The organism is Paraburkholderia sp. TE9906 (assembly GCF_056279605.1).
Map to the genome: position 1 here is coordinate 543,613 of NZ_JBWCCT010000006.1, position 24,590 is coordinate 568,202.

20 protein-coding genes are annotated in these 24,590 nt (G+C 63.5%); 13 read left to right on the plus strand and 7 right to left on the minus strand.

The annotated features are described in order from the left end of the window. The first annotated feature begins 4 nt into the window (after positions 1 to 4). The 8 genes from ACZ9H4_RS19355 (at position 5) to ACZ9H4_RS19390 (ending at position 9,645) form a co-directional block, all read left to right on the plus strand. A complete protein-coding gene (locus ACZ9H4_RS19355) occupies positions 5 to 970 on the plus strand; it encodes a DUF2950 domain-containing protein (RefSeq protein WP_476120317.1) in 966 nt (321 codons plus the stop codon). A gap of 210 nt (positions 971 to 1,180) precedes the next feature. Further along, entirely contained in the window at positions 1,181 to 2,947 is a 1,767-nt protein-coding gene (locus tag ACZ9H4_RS19360; protein WP_476120319.1) for a SulP family inorganic anion transporter, read from the plus strand. Between the two features lie 83 nt (positions 2,948 to 3,030). After that, entirely contained in the window at positions 3,031 to 3,381 is a 351-nt protein-coding gene (locus ACZ9H4_RS19365; RefSeq protein WP_408149663.1) for an RT0821/Lpp0805 family surface protein, read from the plus strand. A 201-nt stretch (positions 3,382 to 3,582) separates the two neighbouring features. Continuing rightward, positions 3,583 to 5,328, plus strand: a complete 1,746-nt coding sequence (aspT, locus tag ACZ9H4_RS19370; RefSeq protein WP_476120322.1) for an aspartate-alanine antiporter — start codon at positions 3,583 to 3,585, stop codon at positions 5,326 to 5,328. A 58-nt stretch (positions 5,329 to 5,386) separates the two neighbouring features. Then, positions 5,387 to 7,042 carry a bifunctional aspartate transaminase/aspartate 4-decarboxylase gene (locus ACZ9H4_RS19375; protein WP_408149667.1) on the plus strand — a complete coding sequence of 552 codons (1,656 nt, stop codon included), beginning with the start codon at positions 5,387 to 5,389 and terminating at the stop codon, positions 7,040 to 7,042. A gap of 235 nt (positions 7,043 to 7,277) precedes the next feature. Then, complete coding sequence (locus tag ACZ9H4_RS19380) at positions 7,278 to 8,096, plus strand: ABC transporter substrate-binding protein (protein WP_408149669.1); 819 nt, start codon at positions 7,278 to 7,280, stop codon at positions 8,094 to 8,096. 95 nt (positions 8,097 to 8,191) lie between these two features. Next, a complete protein-coding gene (locus tag ACZ9H4_RS19385) occupies positions 8,192 to 8,950 on the plus strand; it encodes an amino acid ABC transporter permease (RefSeq protein WP_476120324.1) in 759 nt (252 codons plus the stop codon). Then, on the plus strand, positions 8,947 to 9,645 hold the full coding sequence (locus tag ACZ9H4_RS19390; protein ID WP_476120326.1) for an amino acid ABC transporter permease: 699 nt from the start codon (positions 8,947 to 8,949) through the stop codon (positions 9,643 to 9,645). Before ACZ9H4_RS19385 ends, ACZ9H4_RS19390 begins: the two co-directional genes overlap by 4 nt. Positions 9,646 to 10,010: 365 nt before the next feature. Here ACZ9H4_RS19390 and ACZ9H4_RS19395 read toward each other — a convergent pair whose 3' ends face one another. From ACZ9H4_RS19395 to ACZ9H4_RS19415, 5 genes are all read right to left on the minus strand, one after another. Then, positions 10,011 to 11,378, minus strand: coding sequence for an LLM class flavin-dependent oxidoreductase (locus ACZ9H4_RS19395; protein WP_476120328.1), 1,368 nt, complete (start codon positions 11,376 to 11,378; stop codon positions 10,011 to 10,013). Between the two features lie 68 nt (positions 11,379 to 11,446). Further along, the gene (locus ACZ9H4_RS19400; protein ID WP_476120330.1) at positions 11,447 to 12,310 is read right to left on the minus strand and encodes an ABC transporter ATP-binding protein; all 864 of its coding nucleotides are present in this window, start codon (positions 12,308 to 12,310) and stop codon (positions 11,447 to 11,449) included. A gap of 29 nt (positions 12,311 to 12,339) precedes the next feature. After that, on the minus strand, positions 12,340 to 13,221 hold the full coding sequence (locus tag ACZ9H4_RS19405; protein ID WP_476120332.1) for an ABC transporter permease: 882 nt from the start codon (positions 13,219 to 13,221) through the stop codon (positions 12,340 to 12,342). A 35-nt stretch (positions 13,222 to 13,256) separates the two neighbouring features. Then, on the minus strand, positions 13,257 to 14,108 hold the full coding sequence (locus ACZ9H4_RS19410; protein WP_476120334.1) for an ABC transporter permease: 852 nt from the start codon (positions 14,106 to 14,108) through the stop codon (positions 13,257 to 13,259). A gap of 12 nt (positions 14,109 to 14,120) precedes the next feature. Beyond that, positions 14,121 to 15,188, minus strand: a complete 1,068-nt coding sequence (locus ACZ9H4_RS19415; protein ID WP_476120336.1) for an ABC transporter substrate-binding protein — start codon at positions 15,186 to 15,188, stop codon at positions 14,121 to 14,123. Between the two features lie 489 nt (positions 15,189 to 15,677). Here ACZ9H4_RS19415 and ACZ9H4_RS19420 point away from each other — a divergent pair, with 489 nt between their 5' ends. From ACZ9H4_RS19420 to ACZ9H4_RS19440, 5 genes are all read left to right on the plus strand, one after another. Beyond that, positions 15,678 to 15,920: a hypothetical protein gene (locus ACZ9H4_RS19420; protein WP_476120338.1), complete on the plus strand. Its 243-nt coding sequence runs from the start codon at positions 15,678 to 15,680 to the stop codon at positions 15,918 to 15,920. A gap of 166 nt (positions 15,921 to 16,086) precedes the next feature. Further along, on the plus strand, positions 16,087 to 16,842 hold the full coding sequence (locus tag ACZ9H4_RS19425; RefSeq protein ID WP_408149686.1) for an SDR family NAD(P)-dependent oxidoreductase: 756 nt from the start codon (positions 16,087 to 16,089) through the stop codon (positions 16,840 to 16,842). Positions 16,843 to 16,860: 18 nt separating this feature from the next. Next, a complete protein-coding gene (locus tag ACZ9H4_RS19430) occupies positions 16,861 to 17,700 on the plus strand; it encodes a CmcJ/NvfI family oxidoreductase (RefSeq protein WP_408149687.1) in 840 nt (279 codons plus the stop codon). Between the two features lie 192 nt (positions 17,701 to 17,892). Next, positions 17,893 to 18,870, plus strand: coding sequence for an aliphatic sulfonate ABC transporter substrate-binding protein (locus ACZ9H4_RS19435; RefSeq protein ID WP_408153007.1), 978 nt, complete (start codon positions 17,893 to 17,895; stop codon positions 18,868 to 18,870). 464 nt (positions 18,871 to 19,334) lie between these two features. Then, complete coding sequence (locus ACZ9H4_RS19440) at positions 19,335 to 20,465, plus strand: hybrid sensor histidine kinase/response regulator (RefSeq protein WP_408149691.1); 1,131 nt, start codon at positions 19,335 to 19,337, stop codon at positions 20,463 to 20,465. A gap of 42 nt (positions 20,466 to 20,507) precedes the next feature. Here the strand turns inward: ACZ9H4_RS19440 and ACZ9H4_RS19445 are convergent, their stop codons facing one another. Further along, positions 20,508 to 23,060: a hybrid sensor histidine kinase/response regulator gene (locus ACZ9H4_RS19445; RefSeq protein ID WP_408149693.1), complete on the minus strand. Its 2,553-nt coding sequence runs from the start codon at positions 23,058 to 23,060 to the stop codon at positions 20,508 to 20,510. A 16-nt stretch (positions 23,061 to 23,076) separates the two neighbouring features. Further along, positions 23,077 to 24,303 (minus strand): hypothetical protein, encoded by a 1,227-nt coding sequence (locus ACZ9H4_RS19450; RefSeq protein WP_476120342.1) that lies wholly within the window; start codon positions 24,301 to 24,303, stop codon positions 23,077 to 23,079. Between the last annotated feature and the right edge of the window lie 287 nt (positions 24,304 to 24,590).

A 24,590-nucleotide genomic window follows, 5' to 3' on the forward strand; every position in this document is an offset into this window, starting at 1 on the left:
GGGGATGACGATGACTGCCCGCAGCATGACTGGCAAGAACCCACGCGCCGACTGGCGCCGCCGCCTCGTTGCACGGTGCGGGTTGTGCGCGGTGATCGTCGCGCTGTCGATTCCGTTGGGCGCGCTCGGCGCGGCGCAACGAACATTTGCCACACCAGAGGCGGCCGTGGCGGCGCTGTCCGCAGCGTTGAAGGATCGCGATGAAGCGACGCTCGTGGCGATATTCGGCGACACCCACAAGAGCCTCGTGGTGTCGCCGGATCAGGCGGAGAACGCCGCGAACTGGGCCAAGGCGAGTGCGGAGCTCGACGCCTTTCACGTGCTGCAGGACGCCGGACCGGATCGCCGGATTCTGCTGGTCGGCGACGAGGCCTGGCCGATGCCGATTCCCGTCGTGAAGGAGAACGGCACCTGGCGCTTTGCCACTGAACAGGGCGAAGAAGAAATCACGAACCGCCGCATCGGCGCGAACGAGCGCGAAGCGATCGCGGTGCTGCGCGCCTATCTCGACGCGCAGCGCGAATACGCGTCGCGTGATCGAAACAACGATGGCCTGCTCGAGTACGCGCAGAAGCTGGCCAGTACGCCCGGCAAGCAGGATGGCCTCTACTGGCGCACGGGCGAGGGCAGCGACGAGGAGGCCAGTCCATTCGGACCGCTGATCGCGGCGAGCTCGGCGTACCTGAAAGGGCACAAGGCTGGTGACGCTTATCGCGGCTATCACTTCCGCATCCTGACGAGGCAAGGCAAGAGCGCCCCGGGCGGGGTCTTTAGCTATGTCATCAACGGGCACATGATCGCCGGCTTCGCGATGGTCGCGTACCCGGCCCGATATGGCACGAGCGGGGTGATGACTTTCGTGGTCAACAACAACGGCGTGATCTACCAGAAAAATCGCGGCGAGCATGCGGCGCCTGTCACGGTGTTCGACCCGGACGGCACGTGGCAGCGCATCAAGGAACCGTTCTGAGTCCGCTTGGAACGACGAACCCGTTTTGAACCGGACAGCGCCGATGCGTGCACGAAATCACCTAGGACCAAGGTCCTATGTGGATTGCGCGGCGCACCGGCTACGCTTGAGAAAGGGAACGGGCCGCGCGGACGTCGTCATGCCTTCGAGCACCTGACTAAAGTACGCCCGTCTTTCCATCGAGCCGGCTTCTGTACGCGAGGCGCTACGTTGACCAGGGAATCCAGCGTCACCGAACCGGTGACGGCCGACCCGCCCGCACACGGGTGGCGCCAAGCGTTTCCTCCCGCGCAGTGGCTGCGCAGCTACGAGCCCCGATGGCTCGCGCACGACGCGATAGCCGGCGTGACGCTCGCGGCCTACGGCATTCCGGTATCGCTCGCCTATGCGTCGCTGGCCGGCTTGCCGCCGGAATATGGGACCTACGGGTATCTGGTCGGCGGCCTTTTCTACGCGCTGTTCGGCTCGTCGCGACAACTGGCGATCGGTCCGACTTCGGCGATCTCGATGCTGGTCGGCGTGACGGTCGCAGGGATGGCCGGCGGCGATCCGGTGCGCTGGGCTTCGATCGCGGCGCTCACGGCCGTGCTGATCGCCGGCATGTGTCTGGTGGCCTGGCTGCTGCGCCTGAGTTCGCTGGTCAATTTCATCAGCGAGACGATCCTGCTCGGCTTCAAGGCAGGGGCGGCGCTCACCATCGCGATGACACAACTGCCCAAACTGTTCGGAGTAAAGGGAGGGGGCGAGTCGTTCTTCGAGCGGATCACCGTGCTTGGCGGCCAGCTTTCGCAGACCAACCTCGCCGTGCTCGCCTTTGGGCTCACCTGCGTTGCCTTGTTGCTGCTCGGCGAGAAATTCCTGCCGGGGCGCCCGGTTGCGCTGGTCGTCGTCGCGGCTTCGATCGTCGTGTTGTCCATCACGCCGCTGGCGGGCGCCGGATTCAAGGTCGTGGGCGCGCTGCCGCAAGGCTTGCCCGAGTTCCACCTGCCGGGGCTGCGGTTGCGCGATGTCGATGGTGTGATCCCGCTCGCCTTTGCGTGTCTGCTGCTGGCGTATGTCGAGAGCGTCTCGGCGGCGCGCGCGCTCGCCCAGCAAAACGGCTACGAAATCGACGCCCGCCAGGAACTGCTCGGTCTGGGTGCGGCGAATCTGGCCGCGGGACTGTTCCAGTCCTACCCGGTCGCAGGCGGACTTTCCCAATCGTCGGTGAACGACAAGGCCGGGGCGAAGACCCCGCTCGCACTCGTATTCGCGTCGATTGCGATCGGACTCTGTCTGATGTTCCTTGCCGGGTTGCTGGCCAATCTGCCCAACGTCGTGCTGGCGGCCATCGTGCTGGTGGCCGTGAAGGGACTCGTCGATCTCCGCGAATTGCGCCATGTCTGGCGAGTGAGCCGCTTTGAATTCGCGATCTCCATGGTCGCGTTCGCGGCGGTGCTCATGTTGGGAATCCTGAACGGCGTCATCGTCGCGGTGCTGGTATCGATGCTGCTGATCATCCGGCGCGCCGCGCACCCGCACGTGGCGATTCTTGGGCGCATTCCGGGCACGCGCTTTTTTTCGGACATCGAGCGGCACGCCGAGAACGAAGCGATTGCGCATGTACTGACGGTGCGTGTCGAGGCATCGCTGCTGTACTTCAATGTCGAGCACGTGCGCGAGACGATCTGGCGGCAGATTCGCGCGGCGCCCGAGCCGGTCCGGCTGGTGATCTGCGACCTGTCCGCGTCGCCGGTTGTCGACCTCGCGGGGGCGCGGATGCTCAAGGCGTTACACGACGCGCTCCAGGCCTCCGGCACGGCCATAAAAGTGGTGGCCGCCCACGCGGAGGTGCGGGACATCCTGCGCGCGGAAGGTCTCGAAGAGCGCTTTGGCCATATCGGCCGACGCAGTTCGGTGGCGGAGCTCATCGACGAGTTCCAGGCGAACCGGAACGTTGCCGATAATCCCGATGCGGCGCCCAGGGCTACGACGTAGCGTGTGGCCGCATCGGCTATTAACGGAGATGACCTATGCCAGCCCCAGTGCGCATGGCCGTACACCGGTTCCCGCAATGGATCGTGGGCGCCGCGCTGCTGGCCGGCGCGAGCTTCAGCCATGCCACGAACCTGAATTTCCTGAAGGACACACCCGTCAGCTATATGAGGGACGCTGACCGTAAAGCGCTTAACGATGCGGCGCAAATTGCGCTCGAAACAAAGAAGGATGACGAATCGTTGGCGTGGAGCAATGCCGGCACCGGCAACTCCGTTTCGATCACCGGCACGATAACGCCGCACGGCACGACGAAGAAGGGCGATAAAACCTGCCGCACCGCAACGCTGGTCGCGATGGCCAAAGGCCAGACCCAAAGCTGGACGCCGACTGTCTGCAAGCAGGGCAACGGACCCTGGAAGATCCTCAAGCAATGAGTAACGGTCAGGGCGGCTTTCACGCGGTTTGTGGGACCAAGGTCGTATTGTCCGAGGCCGCGAAAAGAACCATCGTAACGGCGGAGAGCGACCGATTCGGGAGACTGCACATCTCCGGACGAAAGGCGGCGGCCACGATTCATCGACAACACACCCGTATGCCCATCGGTGTCAACGGGTGAACCGCAGACGAGGGCTACGATGGCATGGATAGTTGCAACCCTACAACATTATCCCGAGATCGCGATATTCCTTTCACTTGGCATCGGCTATTGGGTCGGCGGAAAGAGCTTCAAGGGTTTCAGTCTCGGCGCGGTCACCGCAACGTTGCTGGCTGCGATCGCAATCGGGCAGCTTCATATCACCGTCTCGCCCAACGTCAAATCGGTGTTCTTCCTGCTGTTTCTGTTTGCCGTGGGGTATGGGGTCGGGCCGCAGTTCGTGCGCGGCATCGCCAAGGACGGCTTGCCGCAGGCGCTGTTTTCCGTCGTGCAATGTCTGCTGTCTTTAGGCGCGGCGGTTCTCGCGGCGAAAATGGCGGGTTATGACATCGGTTCCGCGGCCGGACTCTTCGCCGGATCGCAGACCATCTCGGCTTCGATGGGGCTCGCGACGGATGCCATCAACCGGCTCGCGTTGCCGCCCGATCAGGCCAAAACGCTGCTCGATGCGATGCCGACCGCCTATGCCATCACGTACATCTTCGGCACGGTCGGCTCCGCGCTGATCCTCGCGACACTTGGGCCCAGGCTTCTGCGCATCGACCTGGTGGCGGCATGCAAGGAATACGAGGCGAGCCTTGGCGGCACCACCGAACTGGGGGGCGCAGGCCAGGCTTGGCACCGGTACGAACTGCGCGCGTACCGGATCGCGTCGGACAGCCGGATATGCGGCAAGACGGTCAGTCAGGTCGAAGCGCTGCAGCCTGAGAATACGCGGTTGTTTATCGAGCGCGTCAGGCGCGGCGGCACGATTCAGGAGGCGACCCTCGATCTGGTTCTGGAGGCGGACGATGTCATCGCGATAGCGGGTCCGCGTGACCAACTGGTCTCGGTGCTCGGGACCAGCAGCACGAGCGGGCGTGCTGCGGACGATCCGGTGATCCCGGTTCGCACGGGGCGCGCGGTGGAAGTGGACGACGCCGAACTGCTGTCCGTACCGGCGGAAGGTGTGGACGTCTATGTCACGAGCAAGGCGGTGGACGGCAAGACCTTGCAGGAGCTTGCCGGCTTGCCGCTCGCGCGCGGCGTCTATCTTCGGAAGATCAAGCGGGGGCCCACGGAAACGCAGATTCCCGTGCTGCCCAACACGAAACTGTATCGCGGCGACACGCTCACGATCGTCGGACGGACTCAGGACACGAGCGCCGCCGCCAAAGTGCTCGGCGTGCTGGACCGGCCGACCAACATGACGGACGTGGCCTTCGTGTCGCTTGCGATCACCGTCGGCGCAATGGTGGGGGCGATCGTCATCAATGTCGCGGGAATACCGCTCACGCTGTCGACGGCCGGCGGCGCACTGATCGCCGGTCTCGTGTTCGGCTGGCTGCGCGCCATTCACCCGACCTTTGGCCGGATTCCCGAGCCCACCGTCTGGTTCATGAACTCGGTCGGCCTGAACGTGTTCATCGCGGTGATCGGTCTGACGGCAGGTCCGGGGTTCGTTTCCGGACTGCAGAGCCTCGGCGTGGGTCTGTTCCTGTGGGGGATCTTTGCGACCACCGTGCCGCTGATCCTCGGCATGTTCATCGCGCGTTACGTGTTTCATTTTCACCCGGCCATTCTGCTTGGTGTGTGTGCCGGCGCAAGAACCACGACCGCTGCGCTGGGGATGATCTGCGACGCGGCGAAAAGCCAGATCCCGGGACTGGGCTACACCGTGACCTACGCGGTGGGCAATACGCTCCTGACGATCTGGGGGATGATCATCATCATGATTCTGGCTTGAGCCTGGGGCGTGGCAAGGGGCGACGTCGATCCGGGCGACTTCATTCTGGAGAGCACAAATGAGCAAGCGGGACAAGCAGGATGCCGGCAAGGCGGCGAAACTGGCCGCACTCAGTCCGTTCGAACTGAAAGACGAATTGATCAAGGCGGCGGGTGGCGGCGCGGTCGAGCGAGGGGCGAACCTGTCGATGCTCAACGCCGGGCGCGGCAATCCGAACTTTCTCGCGACCATTCCGCGCCACGGCTTCTGGCAACTCGGCCTCTTTGCGATGCGCGAATCGGAGCGTTCGTTTGCGTATATGCCGGAAGGCATCGGCGGGTTTCCGAAGCGCGAAGGCCTGACGGAACGCTTCGATCTGTTTCTGCGCGAGAACAAGGGCGTCGCGGGTATCGACTTCCTGCGCGGTGCGGTGTCGTATGTGCGCGATCAGCTGGGGTACTCGGCCGGCGACTTCCTGTATGAAATGTGCGAGGGGATCCTCGCATCGAACTATCCGGTGCCCGACCGCATGCTCAAGCTGTCCGAACTGATCGTCGGACAGTATCTGCGCCGCGAGATGATCGGCGATCATCCATTCATCGGCGAGTTCGACATCTTCGCGGTGGAAGGCGGGACGGCCGCGATGACGTACATCTTCAACACGATGCGCGAGAATCACCTGATCAAACCAGGCGACACGATCGCACTCGGCATGCCGATCTTCACGCCCTACATCGAGATTCCGCGTCTGAACGACTATCAACTGAACGTCGTCAATCTTAATGCCGGCGTCGAGAACAACTGGCAATACTCCAACGAAGAACTCGACAAGCTGCGCGACCCGAAGGTGAAGGCGTTCTTTCTGGTGAATCCGAGCAACCCGCCTTCCGTGCGGATCAGCGACGAGAGCCTCAAATACATTGCCGACATCGTGAAAGAGCGGCCCGACCTGATCCTGCTCACCGACGACGTGTATGGCACGTTCGCCGACAACTTCGTGTCGCTGTTCGCGCTCGCGCCGAAGAACACCATCCTCGTGTACTCGTATTCGAAGTATTTCGGCGCAACCGGCTGGCGTCTGGGGACGATCGCGACGCATCGCGACAACGTGCTCGACAAGCTGATCGCCGAGTTGCCGAAAGACGCGAAGAAGCAGTTGCACGAGCGTTACGAGTCGATCACGACCGAGCCGGACAAGCTCAAGTTCATCGACCGTCTCGTGGCCGACAGCCGTACTGTCGCGCTGAACCATACAGCGGGTTTGTCGACGCCGCAGCAGGTGCAGATGGTGCTGTTTTCGCTGTTCTCGCTGATGGACACACCGGACGCCTACAAGAACGCGTTGAAGCGCCTGATCCGCAGCCGCAAGCGTGCGCTATACGACGAGGTGGGCATTTCATTCGAGGACACCGACACGAATCAGGTCGATTACTACACGATTCTCGACCTGGAGTTCCTCGGCGAACGGGCGTATGGACGCGATTTCGTCGACTGGCTCCTGAAGAATACCGAGCCGTCCGAGCTGCTCTTCAGGCTCGCGCGGGAAGCGCGCGTGGTGTTGTTGCCGGGGCGCGGCTTCGGCACGGCGCATCCGTCCGGGCGGGTATCGCTCGCCAACCTGAACGAGTCCGACTATCGGAAGATAGGCCACGCCATTCGGACCTTGCTTGGCGACTATGTCGAGCGCTACAACGCCGCGGCTGGTAAGAAGCTCGACAAGAACAGGGTTCTGTAGATAGCGGAGGACCCGGGGGCGATACGGCCGCGCACGGCGGCCTTCGCCTTCGCTTTTGCCCGTCGAGAATCCTCGCTGCGCACAACCGTGACGTCGCCGTTATGACGGCGACGACTTAGCACCTGACAAATCGTTGGTTCGGTTCGATATGGCGCGCTGCTACAGTCTGCGCCAAGGGCACGGGGCTGCCCGAAACAATACAAAAGCATTGAACCGATAACCACGGGATTCGCATATGAAAATCTGGACTCGCAGCGCCGCTGTCCTCGGGCTGCTGCTGACCGTGTCGGGCGTCGCGCATGCCGATCGACTCGACGACATCAAAAAAGCCGGCGTATTACGTGTTGCGACCTTCGACAGCAACCCTCCCTTTGGCTTCGTCGACCCGAAGACGAATCAGGTCGTCGGCCTCGATGTCGACTATGCACGCGCCGTCGCAGCGAAGCTCGGCGTCAGACTGGAGATTCAGACGACCAATCCCGCCAACCGGATTGCCTTCCTGAAGTCGAACAAGGTCGATCTGGTCTTCGCGAACTTCACGATCACCGACGAGCGCAAAAAGGAAATCGATTTCAGCACGCCGTATTTCGCGTCGGGCACCCAGTTCATCGCGAAGAAGGGCGTGTTGAAAGCGCCGCAGCAACTGGGCAGCTTACGGATCGGCGCGGACAAGGGCACGACGAACGAGCAGCAGGTCCGCGCGCAGTTCCCGTCCGCGACCATCGTCGCTTATGACGACACGCCGTTCGCATTCGCCGCGCTGCGTGCGGGCAACGTACAGGCGATCACGCAGGACGGCCCGAAGCTGGTCGCCTTGCTCGCCAACGTGCCCGACAAGGAGAAGTACGAGATCCCGCCGTTCACGATTTCGAACGACTATGAAGGTGTCGGCGTGCCGAAGAACGAGGCGCGGCTGCTTGGCGCCGTCAACGAAACGCTGACGGGGCTCGAAGCAAACGGCAACGCCGCGAAGATCTACGACCAGTGGTTCGGTCCGGCCAGTAAGGCGCCGCTGCCGCGTCTGTTCAAGATTGGCGATCCGCAAAAGAGCTGAGCCTTTTTCACGCTCACTGACCGGCCTGCCGTCCATGTGACGGCGGGCCGGTTTGTTTTGTTTCCAGCAACTGCAATAGCTTCAGGATGATGACGATGAACGCGTGGCTCGAACCTCGCTATGTCGCGTGGATATGGCATGGCTTCGCGATGACGCTGACGCTGTCGGTCTTCGTGATCATTGGCGCGACGCTGCTGGGTTTTGTGCTGGCGCTCGCGCGCAGCGCCTCCCATGCCGCGTGGCGCCGCGCGGCAGCCGGCTACGTGCTGGTGTTCCGCAACTCGCCGTTGCTCGTGCAACTGCTTTTCTGGTATTTCGGCGCGGCCGTGCTGTTGCCGGACGCTCTGATGACCTGGCTCAACACGCCGCACGTGGCCGCGGTGGGACCGCTCACGCTGAGTTGGCCGACGTTCGAATTCGTGGCGGGGTGGTTCGGCCTCACGTGCTATACGACAACCTTCATTGGCGAGGAATTCCGTGCGGGGATGCGCGGCGTGGGCGATGGGCAGTATCAGGCGGCCGCCGCACTCGGTCTGACGCGCTTCGCGACCTTCCGCCACGTGATCCTGCCGCAAGCGGTGCGGATCGCGACGCCGCCGCTTGCAGGGCAATACATGAATGTCATCAAGAACTCGTCGCTGACGATGGCGATCGGTCTCGCCGAACTGTCTTACTCGTCGCGCCAGGTCGAGACGGAGACGCTCAGGACGTTCCAGTCTTTCGGTATGGCGACCGTGCTTTACATCGCGGCGATTGCCGCGATCGAAGTCGCGTTGCTGATCTGGCAGCGCCGCGGCACGTATGGTGCATCGGGCGCGAGCGGCGCGCGGATTTCACGCGGAGGCCGGTCATGAGTGCTGCGGACTGGCTGCCGGTCCTGCGCTATCTGCTGACCGGCGCGTTTCCCAACGGTCCGCTCGGCGGGGTTGCGCTGACCGTGACGTTGACGCTCAGTTCGGCCGTGCTCTCGGCGCTGCTCGGCGTGGCGGGCGGCATCGCGCTGGTGATGACGCGGGGCGCACTGCATGTGCTGCTGCTCGCCGTCGTCGGCTTCTTCCGCGCGATTCCGGTGCTGATGCTGATCTTCTGGACGTTCTTCCTGATGCCGGTGCTGCTGCATATCGATATCCCGGGACTGGCGACCGTCGTCTGCGCACTGGCGTTGATCGGCGGCGCGTATCTGTCGCATTCGGTTCAGGCGGGCATCGTCGCGGTGGGGGAGGGTCAATGGCAGGCGGCGCTGTCGCTCGGCATGACGCGCGGCGAGGCGCTGCGCCACGTGCTGCTGCCTCAGGCGATCCGCACGATGACGCCGTCGTTCGTCAACCAGTGGGTCTCGTTGATCAAGGACACGTCGCTTGCCTATATCGTCGGCGTGCCGGAGTTCACGTTTCTCGCCAATCAGGTGAATAGCCGGTTGATGGTCTATCCGGCGCAGATCTTTCTGTTCGTCGGGCTGGTGTATCTCGTGTTGTGCGGCGCTTTTCAGTGGGGTGTCACGCGTCTGCTGGCTGGCGCGTTCCGTGCGAGTCCCGAGGTGCGTCGCTAAGCGCGCGGCGAGGCGATAGATGGTGTCGTGTCGCGTGTTCGCGCGTGACGCGGCGGCATTGAAGGCTGCATGCATTTTCAACTTGCCCGCGCGCACATGGCGGCGGGCCATTACGGCGAAGCACCGGTCAGCCCGCTGTCGGTCGGATCGCCGCCGAAAGCGTGCGCAGCGAACGGCGCGCCTGTTGATCGGCCAGATTCGAATACGGCATCACGGTGCGCGACGGCAGCGGCGGCATACCCCGACATGCTCTGGCTGCCTCGCTCGCCGGCATCATCTTGGGCACGCTGCTGATAGTCGTCCTGGCAGGCGTCGCTGTAGCCGCGCTGTGCCTGCCAGGTAGGACTACGCCGAGCCCATGCGCACTAGCGTGCCGCCACCGCTTGCCGTTCCTCTTTCACCAGAACATGGCGATTCACCGGTCGCGGCAGTCCAAGATTTTCACGCAGCGTGCGTCCTTCGTACTCGCTTCGGAACAGTCCACGCCGCTGCAATTCCGGCACGACCAGATCGGCGAATTCGCTCAGCCCGCCAGGCAGCCACGGCGACATGATGTTGAAGCCGTCCGCGCCTTCTTCCTCGAACCATTGCTGCAACTGATCCGCGATACTCTTTGGCGTGCCGATCACCTGCTGATGTCCGCGCGCCCCCGCGATACGCAGATACAGATCGCGGATCGTCAGATTCTCGCGCCGCGCGAGATCGAGCAGCAGACGTTGCCGGCTCTTGCCGCCATTGGTTTCCGGCAGCTCGGGGAACGGTCCGTCCACAGGGTATTGCGACAGGTCGACGCCCCCCGACATGTTGGTGAGCAACGACAAACCCACGGTCGGATGAATCAGATCCTGCAGCGCGTCGAATTTCTCGCGCGCTTCCTCCTCGGTGCGGCCGATCACCGGAAAAATGCCCGGCATGATCTTCAGGTGCTCCGGCTGGCGGCCATAACGCGCGAGCCGGCTCTTGATATCGCGGTAGAACGTCTGCGCTTCTTCCAGCGTTTGATGCGCGACGAAGATGACTTCAGCGGTCTGCGCGGCGAGTTCCTTGCCGGCCTCCGACGCGCCGGCCTGCACCACGACCGGCCAGCCTTGCGGCGAGCGCGCGACGTTCAACGGCCCGCGCACCTGGAAGTGCTTGCCGCGATGGTTGAGCACGTGCAGCTTGTCCTGATCGAAGTACACGCCGCTTTCCTTGTCGCGCAGGAACGCGTCGTCTTCCCAGCTATCCCAGAGTCCGGCGACCACGTCGTAGAACTCTTTCGCGCGCTCATAGCGTTCGCTGTGCTCCGGATGCCGCTCGAAGCTGAAGTTCAGCGCCTCGGATTCCGTGCTCGACGTTACGAGATTCCAGCCCGAGCGGCCCCCGCTCAGATGATCGAGCGATGCAAACTTGCGCGCCAGATTGTAGGGCTCGTTGAACGTGGTCGACACCGTCGCGATCAGCCCGATGTTTTGCGTGACCACCGATAGCGCCGACAGCAGCGTCAACGGTTCGAAGTGATCGGCGCGCGCGGTACGCGATAGCGAGGGCAGGTTGGTGTCGCGCACGCTGACGCTGTCGGCGAAGAAGATCGCGTCGAATTTCGCGCGCTCCGCGATCTGCGCGAGTTGTGCGTAGTGCTGGAAGTCGAGTCCGCCGCTCGCGTGCGTGTCGGGGTGCCGCCATGCGGCGATATGGTGGCCGGTCTCCATCAGAAAGGCGCCTAGCCTGATCCGCCGTTTACTCTCGCTCATCGTTTGCTCCGTCGAATGTCGCTGTTTTTACGCTGTTTTCACGCTGGTTTCTGGTTTTGCGCCGCGCGTCACCCCGCGAGACGCCACTCGGTGATCGGTGGATGCACGACCGGCGCAGACGGCAACCCGTCGTGTCCATCGTGCGAACTGTGCGAGTCGTGACGCGTTTCGCCAGGCTCACCGAAGTCGGCCACGATCTCGTCGCGCAGACGGATAAAGCGCACATCGGCCCGATCGCGCGGGCGGGGCAACGTGACGTCGACGATCCTTTTGATGCGGCCCGGGCGCGGTGCCATCGTCACGACGCGATCGCCGAGATAGACGGCCTCGTCCACGTCGTGCGTGACGAGAATCATCGTGATGCGCTCCTGTTCCCAGATGCGCTGCAATTCGTTTTGCAGGCGGCCGCGGGTCAGTGCGTCGAGCGCGCCGAACGGTTCGTCGAGCAACAGCACGCGCGGCCGGTTGACCAGCCCGCGCGCTATCGCCACGCGCTGCGCCATGCCGCCCGATAACTGATTCGGGTACGCGTTTTCGAAGCCCGTAAGGCCGACGAGGGCGATGTGTTCGGCAACGGCATCTCGTTTCTGTTTCGTCGTGAGCGGCGCGTTGCGCAGCGCCGCCAGAATGTTCTGCGACGCGGTGAGCCACGGGAACAGCCGATGGTCCTGAAACACGATGCCGCGTTGCAAGGAGGTGTCGCGCACCTGCTCGCCGGCGACGAGGATCTCGCCGCTATAGTCGGTGTCGAGCCCCGCGATCAGCCGCAGCAAAGTGGATTTGCCGCAGCCGCTCGCGCCGAGCACGCTGACGAATTCGCCGGGGCGCACGCGTAGGCTGATGTCGTCGAGCACATCGAGCGCCGTGTCTTGTTGAACATAGCGCTTGCGCACGTGACGAATGTCGAGTCCTTCCGATGTCGCGAGGGTCATGAAAACAATCCTGTGAAAGTGGGCGTGGGCTACGACGCGCGCGCCGGACGGCGTGCGAAAACGGCCCGTTCGATCGCACGAGCCAGCGCATTGAGGGCCCAGCCGGTCAAGCCCACCACGATGATGCCGAACAGCACCAGGTCCATGCGGAACTGCTCGCTGCCGTCGATCAGCAGATTGCCGATGCCGCTGCCCGACACCAGCAGATATTCCGCGCCGAGCGTCGCGAGCCACGAATAGATCAGCGCCAGGTAGATGCCGGTGAAGATCGACGGCAGCGCCGCGGGCAAGATCACATGGGTGATCAGCTGCAGGCGGGAATAGCGGAACGCGCGCGCCACTTCGATGTAGCTGCGCGGCACCGCATGAATGCCGTCGCAGGTGTGCGCGGTCACCGGCAGCAGCGCGGCCAGCGACAGGAACACCACCTTGGCCGCATCGCCCAGCCCGAACCACACGGAAATCAGCGGTATCCATGCGAACAGCGAAATCTGCTTGAACGTGTCGAAGCTCGGTCCGACCACCCGGCGTGCAATCCGCGAAAAGCCGAGCAGACTGCCGAGCAGCAGGCCGCCCACCGTGCCGATGACGAAGCCGCTCGCCTCGCGTGCGAGCGACGCCGAGAGCGCGCGCAACAACGCGCCGCTCACGGTTTGCTGCCAGCCGGTTTGCAGGACCGCGAGCGGGCTGACGAGCAAGCCGCTCTTCACGAGATGCAACGCCGATACGACGGCCCAGATCGCGATGGCCGCAATCGGCAGCACCGCGCCACGCCATGCGCCACTGTGTCGCGCGACGGCGCTTGCGCCCTTCTTGCGTGGTGGCGGCAATGCGCAACTGCAGGGCGGCGGTCCTTTTCGTTTGGCGCGTGCCGCAGCGATGCGGGAGGGGAGTGTCGACAGAAAACTCATTCAGGGTTCCTTTGCGCCAATGCGTCGCAGCGGCTTCACTCGCGGAACGCGGACGGCCGTCCGCGCCGCAGACGCGCTTCGAGAGAGTCGAGCAGGCGGTTGACGATAAAGCCGATGGCGCCGACCACGACGACCGCCGCCATCACCAGATCGAGCTGAAACAGTTGGCGCCCATACACGATCAGATAGCCGAGCCCTTCGGACGACGCGACCAGTTCGACGACGACCAGCGCAAGCCAGGCCTTTGTAAAGGCGAGCCGCACACCGGTCGCGAGCGTCGGCACGGCTGCGGGCAGCACCACGTGAACGATCCGCTGCCACGGGCCATAACCGTACCCGCGCGCCACTTCTTCCAGCTCGTGAGGCGACTGGCGAAAGCCCTGCAAGGTGCTGAGTGTGACGGGCACCAACGCCGCGTGTGCGATCAGGATGTACTTGAGCGGCTCGCCGACGCCGACGAGCAGTAGCAGAAACGGCAGCCAGCCAAGCACGGGAATCTGCACGAGCGCGTTGAAGCCGGGCAACACGTAGGCTTCCAGCGTGCGCGACAGACCGAGTGCCGCGCCGATCGCGAGACCTGCCAGCGTGCCGATGCCGAAGCCGACCAGCACCCGCTGCAGGCTGACCAACGTATGACGGGCGAGGTCGCCGCTCTGCGCGAGTTCCACGAAGGTCTCGTAGACCCGCGAGGGTGGCGGCAGAATCTGCGGGGCGATCCAGCCGCGCTCGCAGCCGATGGTCCAGAGCGCGAGCAGGACGGCCGGCAGCAGCCACGGTGCCAGACGCCAGGCCAGGAGACGCAGCCGTTCGCTGGTTCTGCGCCCTTTGCGCTGACGGTGCGCATCGTCAGCGGTGGCTGTCGCGAGGGGGATCGCTGTGTCGCTCATCGTCGGGCTCCGTTAGCTGAGCGGCTTACCGGCCGCGTCGTAGCGGGTCCAGTAGTGATCGAGCTTTTGCGTACGCAACGCATTGTCGAGATAGCGTGGCTCGAACCAGCCGTCGACTTCGACCGGCTGGCGGATCAGCTTCAACCGGAGCGCGTCCTGAGCGACCGCCTTGTAGCGCGCGACGATGAACGCATCGATCAGCGGCGTGTTGCGGTCCTTCAGCGGCTGGTGCGCAAACTCGGCCTGCCACGACGCGTAGCTCACGCCGCTTTGCGCCCATAACTTGAAGAGCGCATCGCGGTTGGCTTCATCGGACGACCACTGTGCGCCTTTGACGAACGCGTTGACTACGCGCTGCACGAGGTCGGGATGGGCGTGCTCGAAATCGTCGAGCACGAGCAGATGCGATTGCCGCGTGAACTGCGGGCCGTCGGTCTGCGATTCGTAGACGACCTTGGCCAGCCCCTGGTCGCGCAGCTTATAAACGTGGTAATCGTTGACCGACGCGTCGATTCCTTTGGACGCCAGCGCCGCGAGCGAGCTTGCCGTATCGAGATTGATCACGCGCAGATCGCGCTCGTCGAGCTGGTTCGCCGCGAGCGCGTTGTCGGCGACGAGTTGCAGATTGGTGCCGCGAAAGAGGGCGACGCGGCGCCCTTTGAGGTCCTTGATCGTACGGATGTCCGAGTCCGTCGGCACGGCGATCTTGATGCCGACGCGCACGCCGGATTCGAGCAGGATGTGTGTCTTCAGGCCGTTGGCCCGTCCGAGCACCGAGGGCAGATCGCCTTGAAACGCGAAGTCGAGCGACTTGTCGGCAATCGCTTCGTTGACCGCCGGGCCGGCGCCTTTGAAGAAGAGCCATTGCACCTTGATGCCGTCCGCCGCGAATTCCTTTTCGAGCAACTGCTGCAGTTGCACGGTCGCGGCGGGCGAGCCGCCGAACGTGGGCGGATCGCCCGCGCCTTGCTGAGCGACGCCGATGCGGATGACGGACGGCTTGTCGGCATACGCGTGCAGCGTCGCGGTAGCGAGGGCGGCGAAGACGGCGAGGGACTTCAGTAGCTTGAAATAGCGCATGGTTTCCATGGTGAACGAGGTCGGCCGGCGCATTCAAACGGGCGAGCGCGCCAGTGCAGGCAGGAAGGTCAGAAGTCGAAGCCGGGGCTGATGACGATCGTTTCGCCTGAACAGATTTTTCCGCGGGGCTTTCTGAAATGACGATTCCCGACTTTAGTCAGGTTTCCTGATCAGGTCGTTTGACGATCGGACGGTCGTGCAGTGGGCGTGGGCTCATGAGTCGAAGTCGATGGTTGTTTCGCCGGTTGTCGGAAATCGGGCACTCGCCGCAGCGCAGTGCTGACCGGAATCGAGTATAGGAACGTGCCGCGGCGCGCTCCAATAACGAATCCTCGGATCGTTATCGGCGTTTGTTCTTTGCGCGATCGCCACGGCGTTTTCAGGCTATCTGCCCGATTCCGCGAAACCATTCCACAAAAGCTTGTTTGCGATTCGCGCTCCTGATGACTAGATTCGTTTGCAGCGTATCGAATCGACGGAGCGAGCATCATGGCCAGTTCGGCGGCAGTCATCTGGGAGGGATTCCGGCACCCGCGCACTTTTCTGCGGAATTGGGTCAGACACGCGTCGGCGGCGCGCTTGCGCTCGTACGAGGTGAGGGTGGCGTCGGTGCGAGGATGCAATTCGCCTGAGCGGCTTGAGCGCATCGCGGCTTATGCGCGCTGCGGCTACTTTCATATGGAGTACACGGCCGGCATGTTCGTGGTGCCGCTCGACATTCCGCCCGAATGACGGTCCGATTCTGACGTGTCATTGTCGGCGATGCATTTCCCGCGATTCGTTTTCACGATTCGTTATTTCCCTCGCGCACGGCGATCGCCTACGCTGAGACGAAGGGCGTTGCATGCCCATTGCCGCCACGCGCCGCGTGCCGCGGCCCGATGCGATGGAGATTCCGATGACCGAGCCCCTTGAGTTCAAACATGACGCCACGCGTCTCGCGTGGATAGCCGGAGTCGGCGCGAGCGCCGGACTCGGCGCCGCGCTCGCGCGCCGCTTCGCCCGCGAGGGCTTCACGGTCGGCGTGACCGGGCGTTCGCGCGAGCGGCTCGACGCGCTGGCCGGCGAAATTCGCGGCGCAGGCGGCCACGCGCTTGCATTGCCCGGCGATGTCAGCAGCGAAAACGATCTGGCCGCGATCACCCGGCAACTCGCCGATGCCGGCACGCTCGAAGTCGCCATTTTCAACGCCGCCGGCGCGACGCGCGCCCCTACGCTCGAACTCACGCCGGCGCAGTTCGAAGCGGCCTGGCGTGTCACGACGTTCGGCGCGTTCCTGTTTGCCCGCGCGGCGCTGCAACCGTTGCTGGAGAGCGGGCGCGGCTCGCTGTTTTTTACCGGCGCGACCGCATCGCTGCGGGGACGTCCACCGTTTGCGGCGTTCGCCTCGGCCAAGGCCGGCTTGCGTTCTCTCACGCAGAGTCTTGCGCGTGAATTCGGTCCGCGCAATATCCACGTTGCGCATGTGGTGGTGGATGGCGGCATCGACGGCGAGCGTCTGCGCGCTTCCGCGCCGCAGCGGGTTGCCGAGCGCGGCCCGGATGGCCTGCTCGATCCGGCGGATATCGCGGAGGCTTACTGGTATCTGCATCGTCAGGGACGCAGTGCGTGGTCGCAGGAAATCGATCTGCGGCCCTTCAATGAATCGTTTTAGCGTGATGGGGACGTGAACATGAGCGATATCGTCATCGATGCGCCTGCGTCGGCCGCGGCGATCGAAGCCGAGCTGAACTACCTCGAATTCACCGGCGAGAAACCCGTGTCGTACCAGTACGAGCCGCCGCCGGGTGTGCCGAAGCGCAGCGGGGTATACCGGTCGCATCGGGTGCGGATTGCGAATGCGCGCGTAGCGCCGCCGCCAGGCGGGTTGTCGCTCGACCGTAACGGCTTCGAACTGCATCGGCATGCGAGCGCGCTGAGCGATTTCTCCGACGCGGCGCGGATCGAATCCATCTACTACCTCGAAGCAGAAGCCCTGCTCAAGCAGGCCACCGGCGCGCGGCGCGTGGTGGTGTTCGATCACACGCTGCGTGACGGCAAGCCTCGGCGTGCCGAAGGCGTGCGCGAGCCGGTCAAATACATCCATAACGACCAGACCTTCGTGTCCGGGCCGCGCCGCGTGCGCGATCATCTGCCGGCGGGCGAAGCGCAGCGTCTGCTGCAAGGGCGCGTGGCGATCGTCAACCTGTGGCGGCCCATCGGCGAAACCGTGCAATCGTCGCCGCTTGCGCTGTGCGATTCGCGCAGCATCGCGCTGAACGATCTGGTTGCGTCGGACCTCGTCTATCCGGACAAGGTCGGCGAGACCTATGCGCTGGTGTTCAATCCGCGGCACCGCTGGTATTACTTCCCGCACATGACGCCCGACGAATTCCTGCTGCTGAAAATCTACGATTCCGCGGGCGATTCGATTGCGCGGCTCACCGCGCATTCGGCATTCGACGATCCGACGTCGGCGGCGGATGCACCCCCGCGCCGAAGCATCGAACTGCGCGCACTGCTGTTCTTCTGATTTCATGCGTGCGAAGCAGGCCGGCGTCGTTATGCCTTTACCTGCTAAGCATAGAAAAAACGCTCGCTTATCCGTGCGATCCGGCATTGCTACGATCGAGGTCTTGTCGGATTGACCCCACCGGAATTTCGAGCCGTGACATTTTCACTCTTTCGTTTGCTCGCCCGCGCGACGTTGACTTCGGCGCTCCTCATGAGCGCCGCCCACGCACAAACCGCCGCTCATCCGCCGACGCCGGTGAAACTGCGGATCGGCTACCAGAAGTCGTCGACGCTCATCACGATCCTCAAAGCGCGCGGCTCGCTCGAACAGGCGCTGGCGCCGCTCGGCGTGACCATTAGCTGGAACGAGTTCGCGAGCGGCTTGCCGCTGACCGAAGCGCTCAATGCGGACGCGGTCGACTTCAGTGCCGATGTCGCCGATACCGTGCCGGTGTTCGCTCAGGCCGCGCATGCACGGTTCGTGTATGTCGCGCAGGAAGCGCCTTCGCCGGGCGCGCAGGCCATCATCGTGAAGCGGGACGGGCCGCTGCATACGCTGGCCGATCTGAAGGACCGGCGCATAGCGGTGACCAAGGCGGCGGGCAGCCATTATCTGCTGCTGGCCGCGCTCGCCAAAGCGGGCCTGACGCCGGCCGACGTGCGCATCAGCTATCTGACGCCCGCCGACGGACGGGCCGCGTTCGAACGCGGCAGCGTGGACGCGTGGATTACGTGGGACCCGTACGTCGCGTCGGTCGACAAGGCGCCCGACGTGCGCATTCTCGCCAATGGCGAAGGCCTCGCGTCGTATCAACGGTACTACCTCGCGTCGAGCAGTTTCGCCGCGGCGCACCCGGATGTGATCAGCACAGTTTTTGCGCAGTTGACGTCGGCGGGCGTATGGGTTCGCGCCCATCCCGACGATGCCGCGAAGCTGCTCGCGCCGGTATGGGGGCTGGACGCGGCCACGATCGAACGTGCGAACGGACGCCGCAGCTATGCCGTGCGCGCCGTGGATGTGGCGAATTTCGGCGAGCAGCAAAAGATCGCCGACACGTTCTACCGCGCGGGTCTTCTGCCCGCGCCGGTCGATACGGCCACGGCGCTGCGCTGGAACTTCACGACGAAGCGGGCCGAAGCGGCGGGCGCTTCGACTACGGCATCCGCGTCCGCGACGCCGGGCGGATAGGGCGCGCAGGAACACCTCGACAACCCCGTACCGCGCCGTTCACTCCAGCGTGAACGCAAACAGGCCACAGCCTGAGCATTGAAAGCCGCGCATGAACCGCCGACGCCGGCGGTCGCAGCACGCGCTTCGCGCCTGCTCGCGGACTCACGAGCCGCAGCCATTCCGAACCGGTCGCACAGTGCGCCGCGTTCCTGGTCATCACGCAACCCACTACGCATAGACGCATCGAGCGGCGCAATAGCGCCCGGTTGAAGCTCGCGTATTTCACCGGGCGAGAGCACGAGGCGCCCCGCATGGCAGTTCAGGCACAATGCGCAGGATTGCAGCCCAAACCGGACCGTGCGAATCAGCAACGGAAACCCTCAGGCGCTCAAGCTTTCGCTATGATCCTGGCGAACTTCGTTTTCATCACCCGCCAGGTTGCCCGCTTCAATTTTTACCTGCCGCGATCCGCCGAGAATGCAATGAGCGATACCACGCAGCCCCCGTTTTCCATCCTCTTCGTCGATGACGAGGAGTTGTCGCGCAATCACTTCGCCCGCGCGATCCGCGCGGACTACTGCGTGCACGTCGCGCAGAGCGCAGACGAGGCGATCGCCGTGCTGAGCGAGCACGGCGCCGAGATCGCCGTCCTCGTGACCGACTACCGCATGCCCGGGCGCGACGGCGACGACCTGCTGCGCCAGGTGGCGCAGGAATATCCGCAGATCGTGCGGATTCTCGTGACCGCGTACGCCGACAAGGACATGCTGTTGCAGACGGTCAATAACGGCGAGGTGTTCCGTATCCTCGAAAAACCGCTGCGCACGGAAAAGGTTCGGGAAGTCCTGCAACTGGCCATTGCGCGCTACGCCGAGCGGGAAACCCGGCAGCAGCGGCTCCTGGCGATGGACGAAACGCTGGCGTTCCTCGCGCACGAACTGAATACGCCGCTCGCCACGATCTCGCTGTTTGCGCGCTCCGTCGAAACCGACGTGGCCGAGCAGTACGATCCGCAACGCCAGCAGGAGATCGGTCACGCGGCCAGATCGATGCTGAACAATGCGCAGTATTGCCTCACGCTGATCTCGTCGTTCTGGGAGACGGTGCACAAAAGCGGCGGCCAGCAGTCCGCGCAGGAGGGCGGCATTCGCGAGGTCAGGGCGACGCGCCTGATCGCCACGTTGCTCGACACCTATCCGTTCGTCGGGTCGCAGCGCGACGGGATACAGGTCGATGTGCGCGGCGATTTCGTGGTGCGTGCGATGCCCAATTGCGTGGCGCTCGTGCTGTCTTCGCTGCTGTCCAATGCGCTGCGCGCGCTCGAAGGCACGGCGGCTCCCGCACTGCGCCTCGAAGTGGTGGACAGCCCCGAGCCCGAGATCCGCATGTGCGACAACGGCCCCGGCATTGCACCGGAGATCAAGGCGCGGTTGCTGCTGGACCCGGTCACGACTTACGCCGGCGCGGGCGGTCACGGCATGGGCATGATCTTCTGCAACCGCATCATGCAGTCTTTTGGCGGCTGCCTGCGGATCGAGTCCACGCTCGGTGAGGGGACCACGGTCACGATGGGCTTTCCCCAACCGAAAGGCCGACTGCAAGACGGCGGCTAGTGAGGCGGCGCACGCGATAACCCTTCCGTTCGCGCCGCACTGTTAATCGCTCAACGCATCCCGATGATCGTGGCGTGCTTTGGCCGACGCGTAATACTTCTGCAGCGCGTCGGCCGAACGCCCGCCCAACGTGCCGATGTGCGCGAGCCAGTCGGGCTCCGTGGGCCATTCGCCGTCAATCACGCGCGGATAGATCTGCCGCGCGAATCGATGCAGCGCCTTGGCGCCGATATTGCCGCTGACGCCAAGCAGGACGTGCAATGCGCTGTGCGTCGCTTTGATGTCGAGCGCCGCGACGCTGGTGGTGAGCCGCGCGATCAGCGAGCGAATCTGCTCGATGCCGTTGAGGAACGTTTCGTCGAGCAGATCGAGCGCGACCAGTTCTTCGAGGTGTTCCTCGTCGAGCAGATCGTCATCGGGGATCGGCGCAAGCTGGCCGGCAGACTCCGGTGTTGCCGGCAAATCCTGTTGCGCCGATGCGTCCGGCGAGTCCGATGCGCTTTGCGGCGCGAACTGTCTCGTCAGGCACGCGTGAAGCGAGCCCGCCTGCACGGGTTTGATCATGACTTCATTCATGCCGGCGGCGAGGCACGCCTGCACGGACTCGATGTCGGATTGGCCCGTCAACGCAATGATCGGCACCTGCGCATAGGCGTCGGTGCGCGCGCGAATCGACGCGGTGGTTTCGACGCCGCTCATGCCCGGCATGTTGATGTCCATCAGGATCGCGTCGATCACCCCGTCCTCCTGCAGACGGGCCAGCACGGCCTGACCATGTTCCGCCTCGAGGACGGTCGCCCCGCAGCGTTCCAGATAGGCTTTGGAGATGAGTCGACTGTACGTGTCGTCGTCGGCAATCAGAATCGATTTGCCGGCGAAGCCGTCGGATCGCTGGCTCAGATGGTGGCGGGCGCCGTTCTCGAAGAGCGCCTGCAACGCGCTGATCAATTCCTGCACGCTGGCCGATTTGCTGATGATTTCATCCATGCCGGCTCGCCGCGCATGGACGCGCACCGCGTTGCCGGGCTCGGCCGTATAGGCGGCAATCAGCACGCTGCGATTCGGACACTCGTGGTCGGCGCGAATCCGCTCGGTGGCGGCGTAGCCGTCCAGCACCGGCATGCTGATGTCCATCAGCACGAGATCGTAGGGCGACGAGCGCCGCAGCGTCGTCAACGCGATCTCGCCGTTTTCCGCCTCGCTCACATAGGCGCCTGCCTTCGTCAACGCGCGACGGGTTCTTGCCCGCTGACCGGCGTCGTCATCGACGATGAGAATGCGCTTGCCCTGGAAGACCGGCGCCGCGCGTTCGAAAATCCTGCGCTCGTAATCGTCGGCTTCGTCCTTCGAGACGACCGGAAAGCGCAGCACGAACTCTGTGAACCTGCCGAGTTCCGACCGGCAGGCGATCGTGCCGCCGAACGCGTGCATGGCGCGCTGGCAATACGCGAGTCCCAGCCCCGTGCCGCCCGAATTGCCCGCCGTGCGAAACGGCTCGAACAGATGCGGCAGGATCTCGGGCGCGATACCGGCGCCCGTGTCGCGAACGATCACAGACTGCTTGTCGACGGTGAGCGTGAGCGTGGCGAGCGGATGCGTGGCGATGTGATAGAGCGCGTTCTTGATCAGATTGAACAGCGTGAAGAGATAGACCGTTTCGTCGACCTTGAAGACGAAATCCTCCTTCACCACGAGGCTGACCTTGGCGCGCGCCTTATCGTCGTCGAAGCCGTATTCTTCCAGCGCCTTGCGCGTGGCGGCCGCCGCATTCAGATAGATCAGCCGGTCCGAGCGGATGGACTTCGCGCTGACTTCGTCGAGCGTCATGGCGATGATGCGCAGGCCGCGCTCGATCGACAACTGTCCGTGGGCGAGATGACCGTACAACGAGGCCGCATTCTCGTGCGACAAAGCGGGCGCGCGGCTGGATTCCGTGGTGACGGGCAGCGCTTCTTCCACGCGATCCAGAACGTGCCGCAACTGACTCAGAGGATTGCGCATTTCATGCGCGATGGAACCCGCGAGTGCCTGCAGCGCACGGTTCTTTTCGACGAAGATGCGTCCTTTGCTGATCGCGTGACTGAAGGCCATGCTGCACAGAACGACCACCGGCATCACTGCGAGATTCGACTTGTCGTCCGCGGCGAGCACGATCGGCTCCGGCGACGACACGACCGCCGCCAGCGTGCCGGACAGTGCGCCAATGCCGATACACGCGATCAGCAAAAGTGGGTTGTCGATACAGAGCGCCAGAATGAAGACCATCATGACTTCGGTCATCATCCACATCGTGGAGAATGAATTCCTGACCGTAAGGAATGTGCAAACGAATGGCAATACGTAGATCAGCGCGCAATGCCAGTAAATCAGCAGGTAATGGTTAAACCGCTTTGGCCAGTACGCTTGAAAAAGCAATGGAATACAGATGAACGCCGCGCTCAACCGGAGCAGAAGATTGTCGTATGGCTGCGGCAGGATATAGGTCCACACGACGTAATAGATGGGGTGGCACAGGAGGCCAAGTGCGCCCCCCCATCGAATTGCAAACCTGCTTCGTTCAAGCATATCCCGCATGTTTTCGCGCGATATCGCCATCAGGCCTCCGTTGATATTACGACCCCATCAATTCAGGGTTGCTGCGTTGTTGTGTTTCGAGGCTGATCGGCGAGCCGTTTTTCCCGTGGAAAGGGCCGACCGAAAACCCGTACGTCTTCAAGAGACCGTGAGTATAAGAGACAGACCACACGGGCGGACTGCCGATGATGAAATCGGACGCAATGCCTTCCTGCCAGGCGGAGTAGCCCTCGGCGAAGCAGGTATAGCAGTCGCGCGTGGACGGCAGCCTGAACGGGAAGGTGGTGTCGAGTCCGGCGGGACCACGGGCGAAACACTCAATATATAGCGTCTGGCCGCGTGACGCGAGTTCGGCCTCGACGCTCGCCGCCCGGGGATGGGAGTCGTCGATCCAGAACTGCGCGCGTCCGAGGTCGGACGCGGTGAGGTAGGGCACGCTGGTGCTGCTCGCGAGGATCGCGCCGTCGAACCGCGGCAGCGGCGTATCGGGGCTGAACGTATGCACCGATACCCGCGACTTGCCCAGCAGGTCCGATGCCAGCAGTTCTTTGGCCTGTTCGGTGAGCAGATTGAGTTTGTCGGGCAGGTCGATCAGCACCAGCTCTTGCGGGGCATCCTTGTAGAGCAGATACTTGGCCACCGTCGCGCCGAGCCGTCCGGCCGCCCCGAAAAGGGCGAGCCTGGTGTTGCCGAATTCGAGGTCGAGCTCGTTGCAGCAATGGACCGCCCAGTCCTTGAGCATCGCCGCCGTGGCCGCGTGGCCCGTCGTGATGTGGGGCGGTTTCGTATGGCGCGGCAGGGCGCCGTAGTTGCACGCGTACGGCGTGGACGCGCCCATCGCCAGCATGTTCAGACCCGCTTGCCTCGCCAGTTCCAGAGCCGGGAAAAATTGCGTCTCCCGGAACCGCTTGATGCCGCGTGGACTGCCGAGCCACATTTCGAGCGGCACCGGACAGGCGATATTCGCTCCGATGACCTGGGATCCCGAATAGATCGGCGATGCAATAAAAGGTTTGGTATTCCAAAGCTCCTCTTCAAATGATGCGTTTCGATGCTTGACATTGTGAAAAGAAAATGAAAGCGTATCCCAATCCGTAGCGTGAAATAAAAAGCCGACTCCGCCGTGACCCGCGGGCAGGTTATCCCGGATCTGTTCAGGGTGAATGGTGTTTTTGAGTGCCAGCGGTGCACTATTCAGATGCAAATTCAGCCCGGCGTGCGGTTCGGAATGGGTCGACACTTCCTTGAGAACAGAAGTTTTCATTGGATTTCCCTAATGTTGGAATTACGCTGCTAAATCAGCGGAATGTTGCCGGTCAGGATTGACGGGCGACCCTTCAACTCTAGAGAAAAGTGCTGTTGTGTGCCCGTCTGTTCGTTCACAGAGCATTGAGTCCGGCGTTCAGCGAGTCAGCGCGTCGGAGTTATTGTCGGTGAACCGGCAAGCGGAGATGAATTGACTACGAATAGGGTGAGAGGCGTCTGGGCGTCCGGCTTTTTTGACAGGCTCGTGGGGCAATAGCGCCCTGCCGTCGATGCAAATGGCATCGC

What these genes read in the sequence shown, in the direction of transcription:
- ACZ9H4_RS19355 (WP_476120317.1), top strand. Translation starts at nt 5, where the DNA reads ATGACGATGACTGCCCGCAGCATGACTGGCAAGAACCCACGCGCCGAC.
- aspT (WP_476120322.1), top strand. Translation starts at nt 3,583, where the DNA reads ATGGCATGGATAGTTGCAACCCTACAACATTATCCCGAGATCGCGATA.
- ACZ9H4_RS19375 (WP_408149667.1), top strand. Translation starts at nt 5,387, where the DNA reads ATGAGCAAGCGGGACAAGCAGGATGCCGGCAAGGCGGCGAAACTGGCC.
- ACZ9H4_RS19380 (WP_408149669.1), top strand. Translation starts at nt 7,278, where the DNA reads ATGAAAATCTGGACTCGCAGCGCCGCTGTCCTCGGGCTGCTGCTGACC.
- ACZ9H4_RS19385 (WP_476120324.1), top strand. Translation starts at nt 8,192, where the DNA reads ATGAACGCGTGGCTCGAACCTCGCTATGTCGCGTGGATATGGCATGGC.
- ACZ9H4_RS19390 (WP_476120326.1), top strand. Translation starts at nt 8,947, where the DNA reads ATGAGTGCTGCGGACTGGCTGCCGGTCCTGCGCTATCTGCTGACCGGC.
- ACZ9H4_RS19395 (WP_476120328.1), bottom strand. Translation starts at nt 11,378, where the DNA reads ATGAGCGAGAGTAAACGGCGGATCAGGCTAGGCGCCTTTCTGATGGAG.
- ACZ9H4_RS19400 (WP_476120330.1), bottom strand. Translation starts at nt 12,310, where the DNA reads ATGACCCTCGCGACATCGGAAGGACTCGACATTCGTCACGTGCGCAAG.
- ACZ9H4_RS19405 (WP_476120332.1), bottom strand. Translation starts at nt 13,221, where the DNA reads ATGAGTTTTCTGTCGACACTCCCCTCCCGCATCGCTGCGGCACGCGCC.
- ACZ9H4_RS19410 (WP_476120334.1), bottom strand. Translation starts at nt 14,108, where the DNA reads ATGAGCGACACAGCGATCCCCCTCGCGACAGCCACCGCTGACGATGCG.
- ACZ9H4_RS19415 (WP_476120336.1), bottom strand. Translation starts at nt 15,188, where the DNA reads ATGCGCTATTTCAAGCTACTGAAGTCCCTCGCCGTCTTCGCCGCCCTC.
- ACZ9H4_RS19420 (WP_476120338.1), top strand. Translation starts at nt 15,678, where the DNA reads ATGGCCAGTTCGGCGGCAGTCATCTGGGAGGGATTCCGGCACCCGCGC.
- ACZ9H4_RS19425 (WP_408149686.1), top strand. Translation starts at nt 16,087, where the DNA reads ATGACCGAGCCCCTTGAGTTCAAACATGACGCCACGCGTCTCGCGTGG.
- ACZ9H4_RS19430 (WP_408149687.1), top strand. Translation starts at nt 16,861, where the DNA reads ATGAGCGATATCGTCATCGATGCGCCTGCGTCGGCCGCGGCGATCGAA.
- ACZ9H4_RS19435 (WP_408153007.1), top strand. Translation starts at nt 17,893, where the DNA reads ATGAGCGCCGCCCACGCACAAACCGCCGCTCATCCGCCGACGCCGGTG.
- ACZ9H4_RS19440 (WP_408149691.1), top strand. Translation starts at nt 19,335, where the DNA reads ATGAGCGATACCACGCAGCCCCCGTTTTCCATCCTCTTCGTCGATGAC.
- ACZ9H4_RS19445 (WP_408149693.1), bottom strand. Translation starts at nt 23,060, where the DNA reads ATGGCGATATCGCGCGAAAACATGCGGGATATGCTTGAACGAAGCAGG.
- ACZ9H4_RS19450 (WP_476120342.1), bottom strand. Translation starts at nt 24,303, where the DNA reads ATGAAAACTTCTGTTCTCAAGGAAGTGTCGACCCATTCCGAACCGCAC.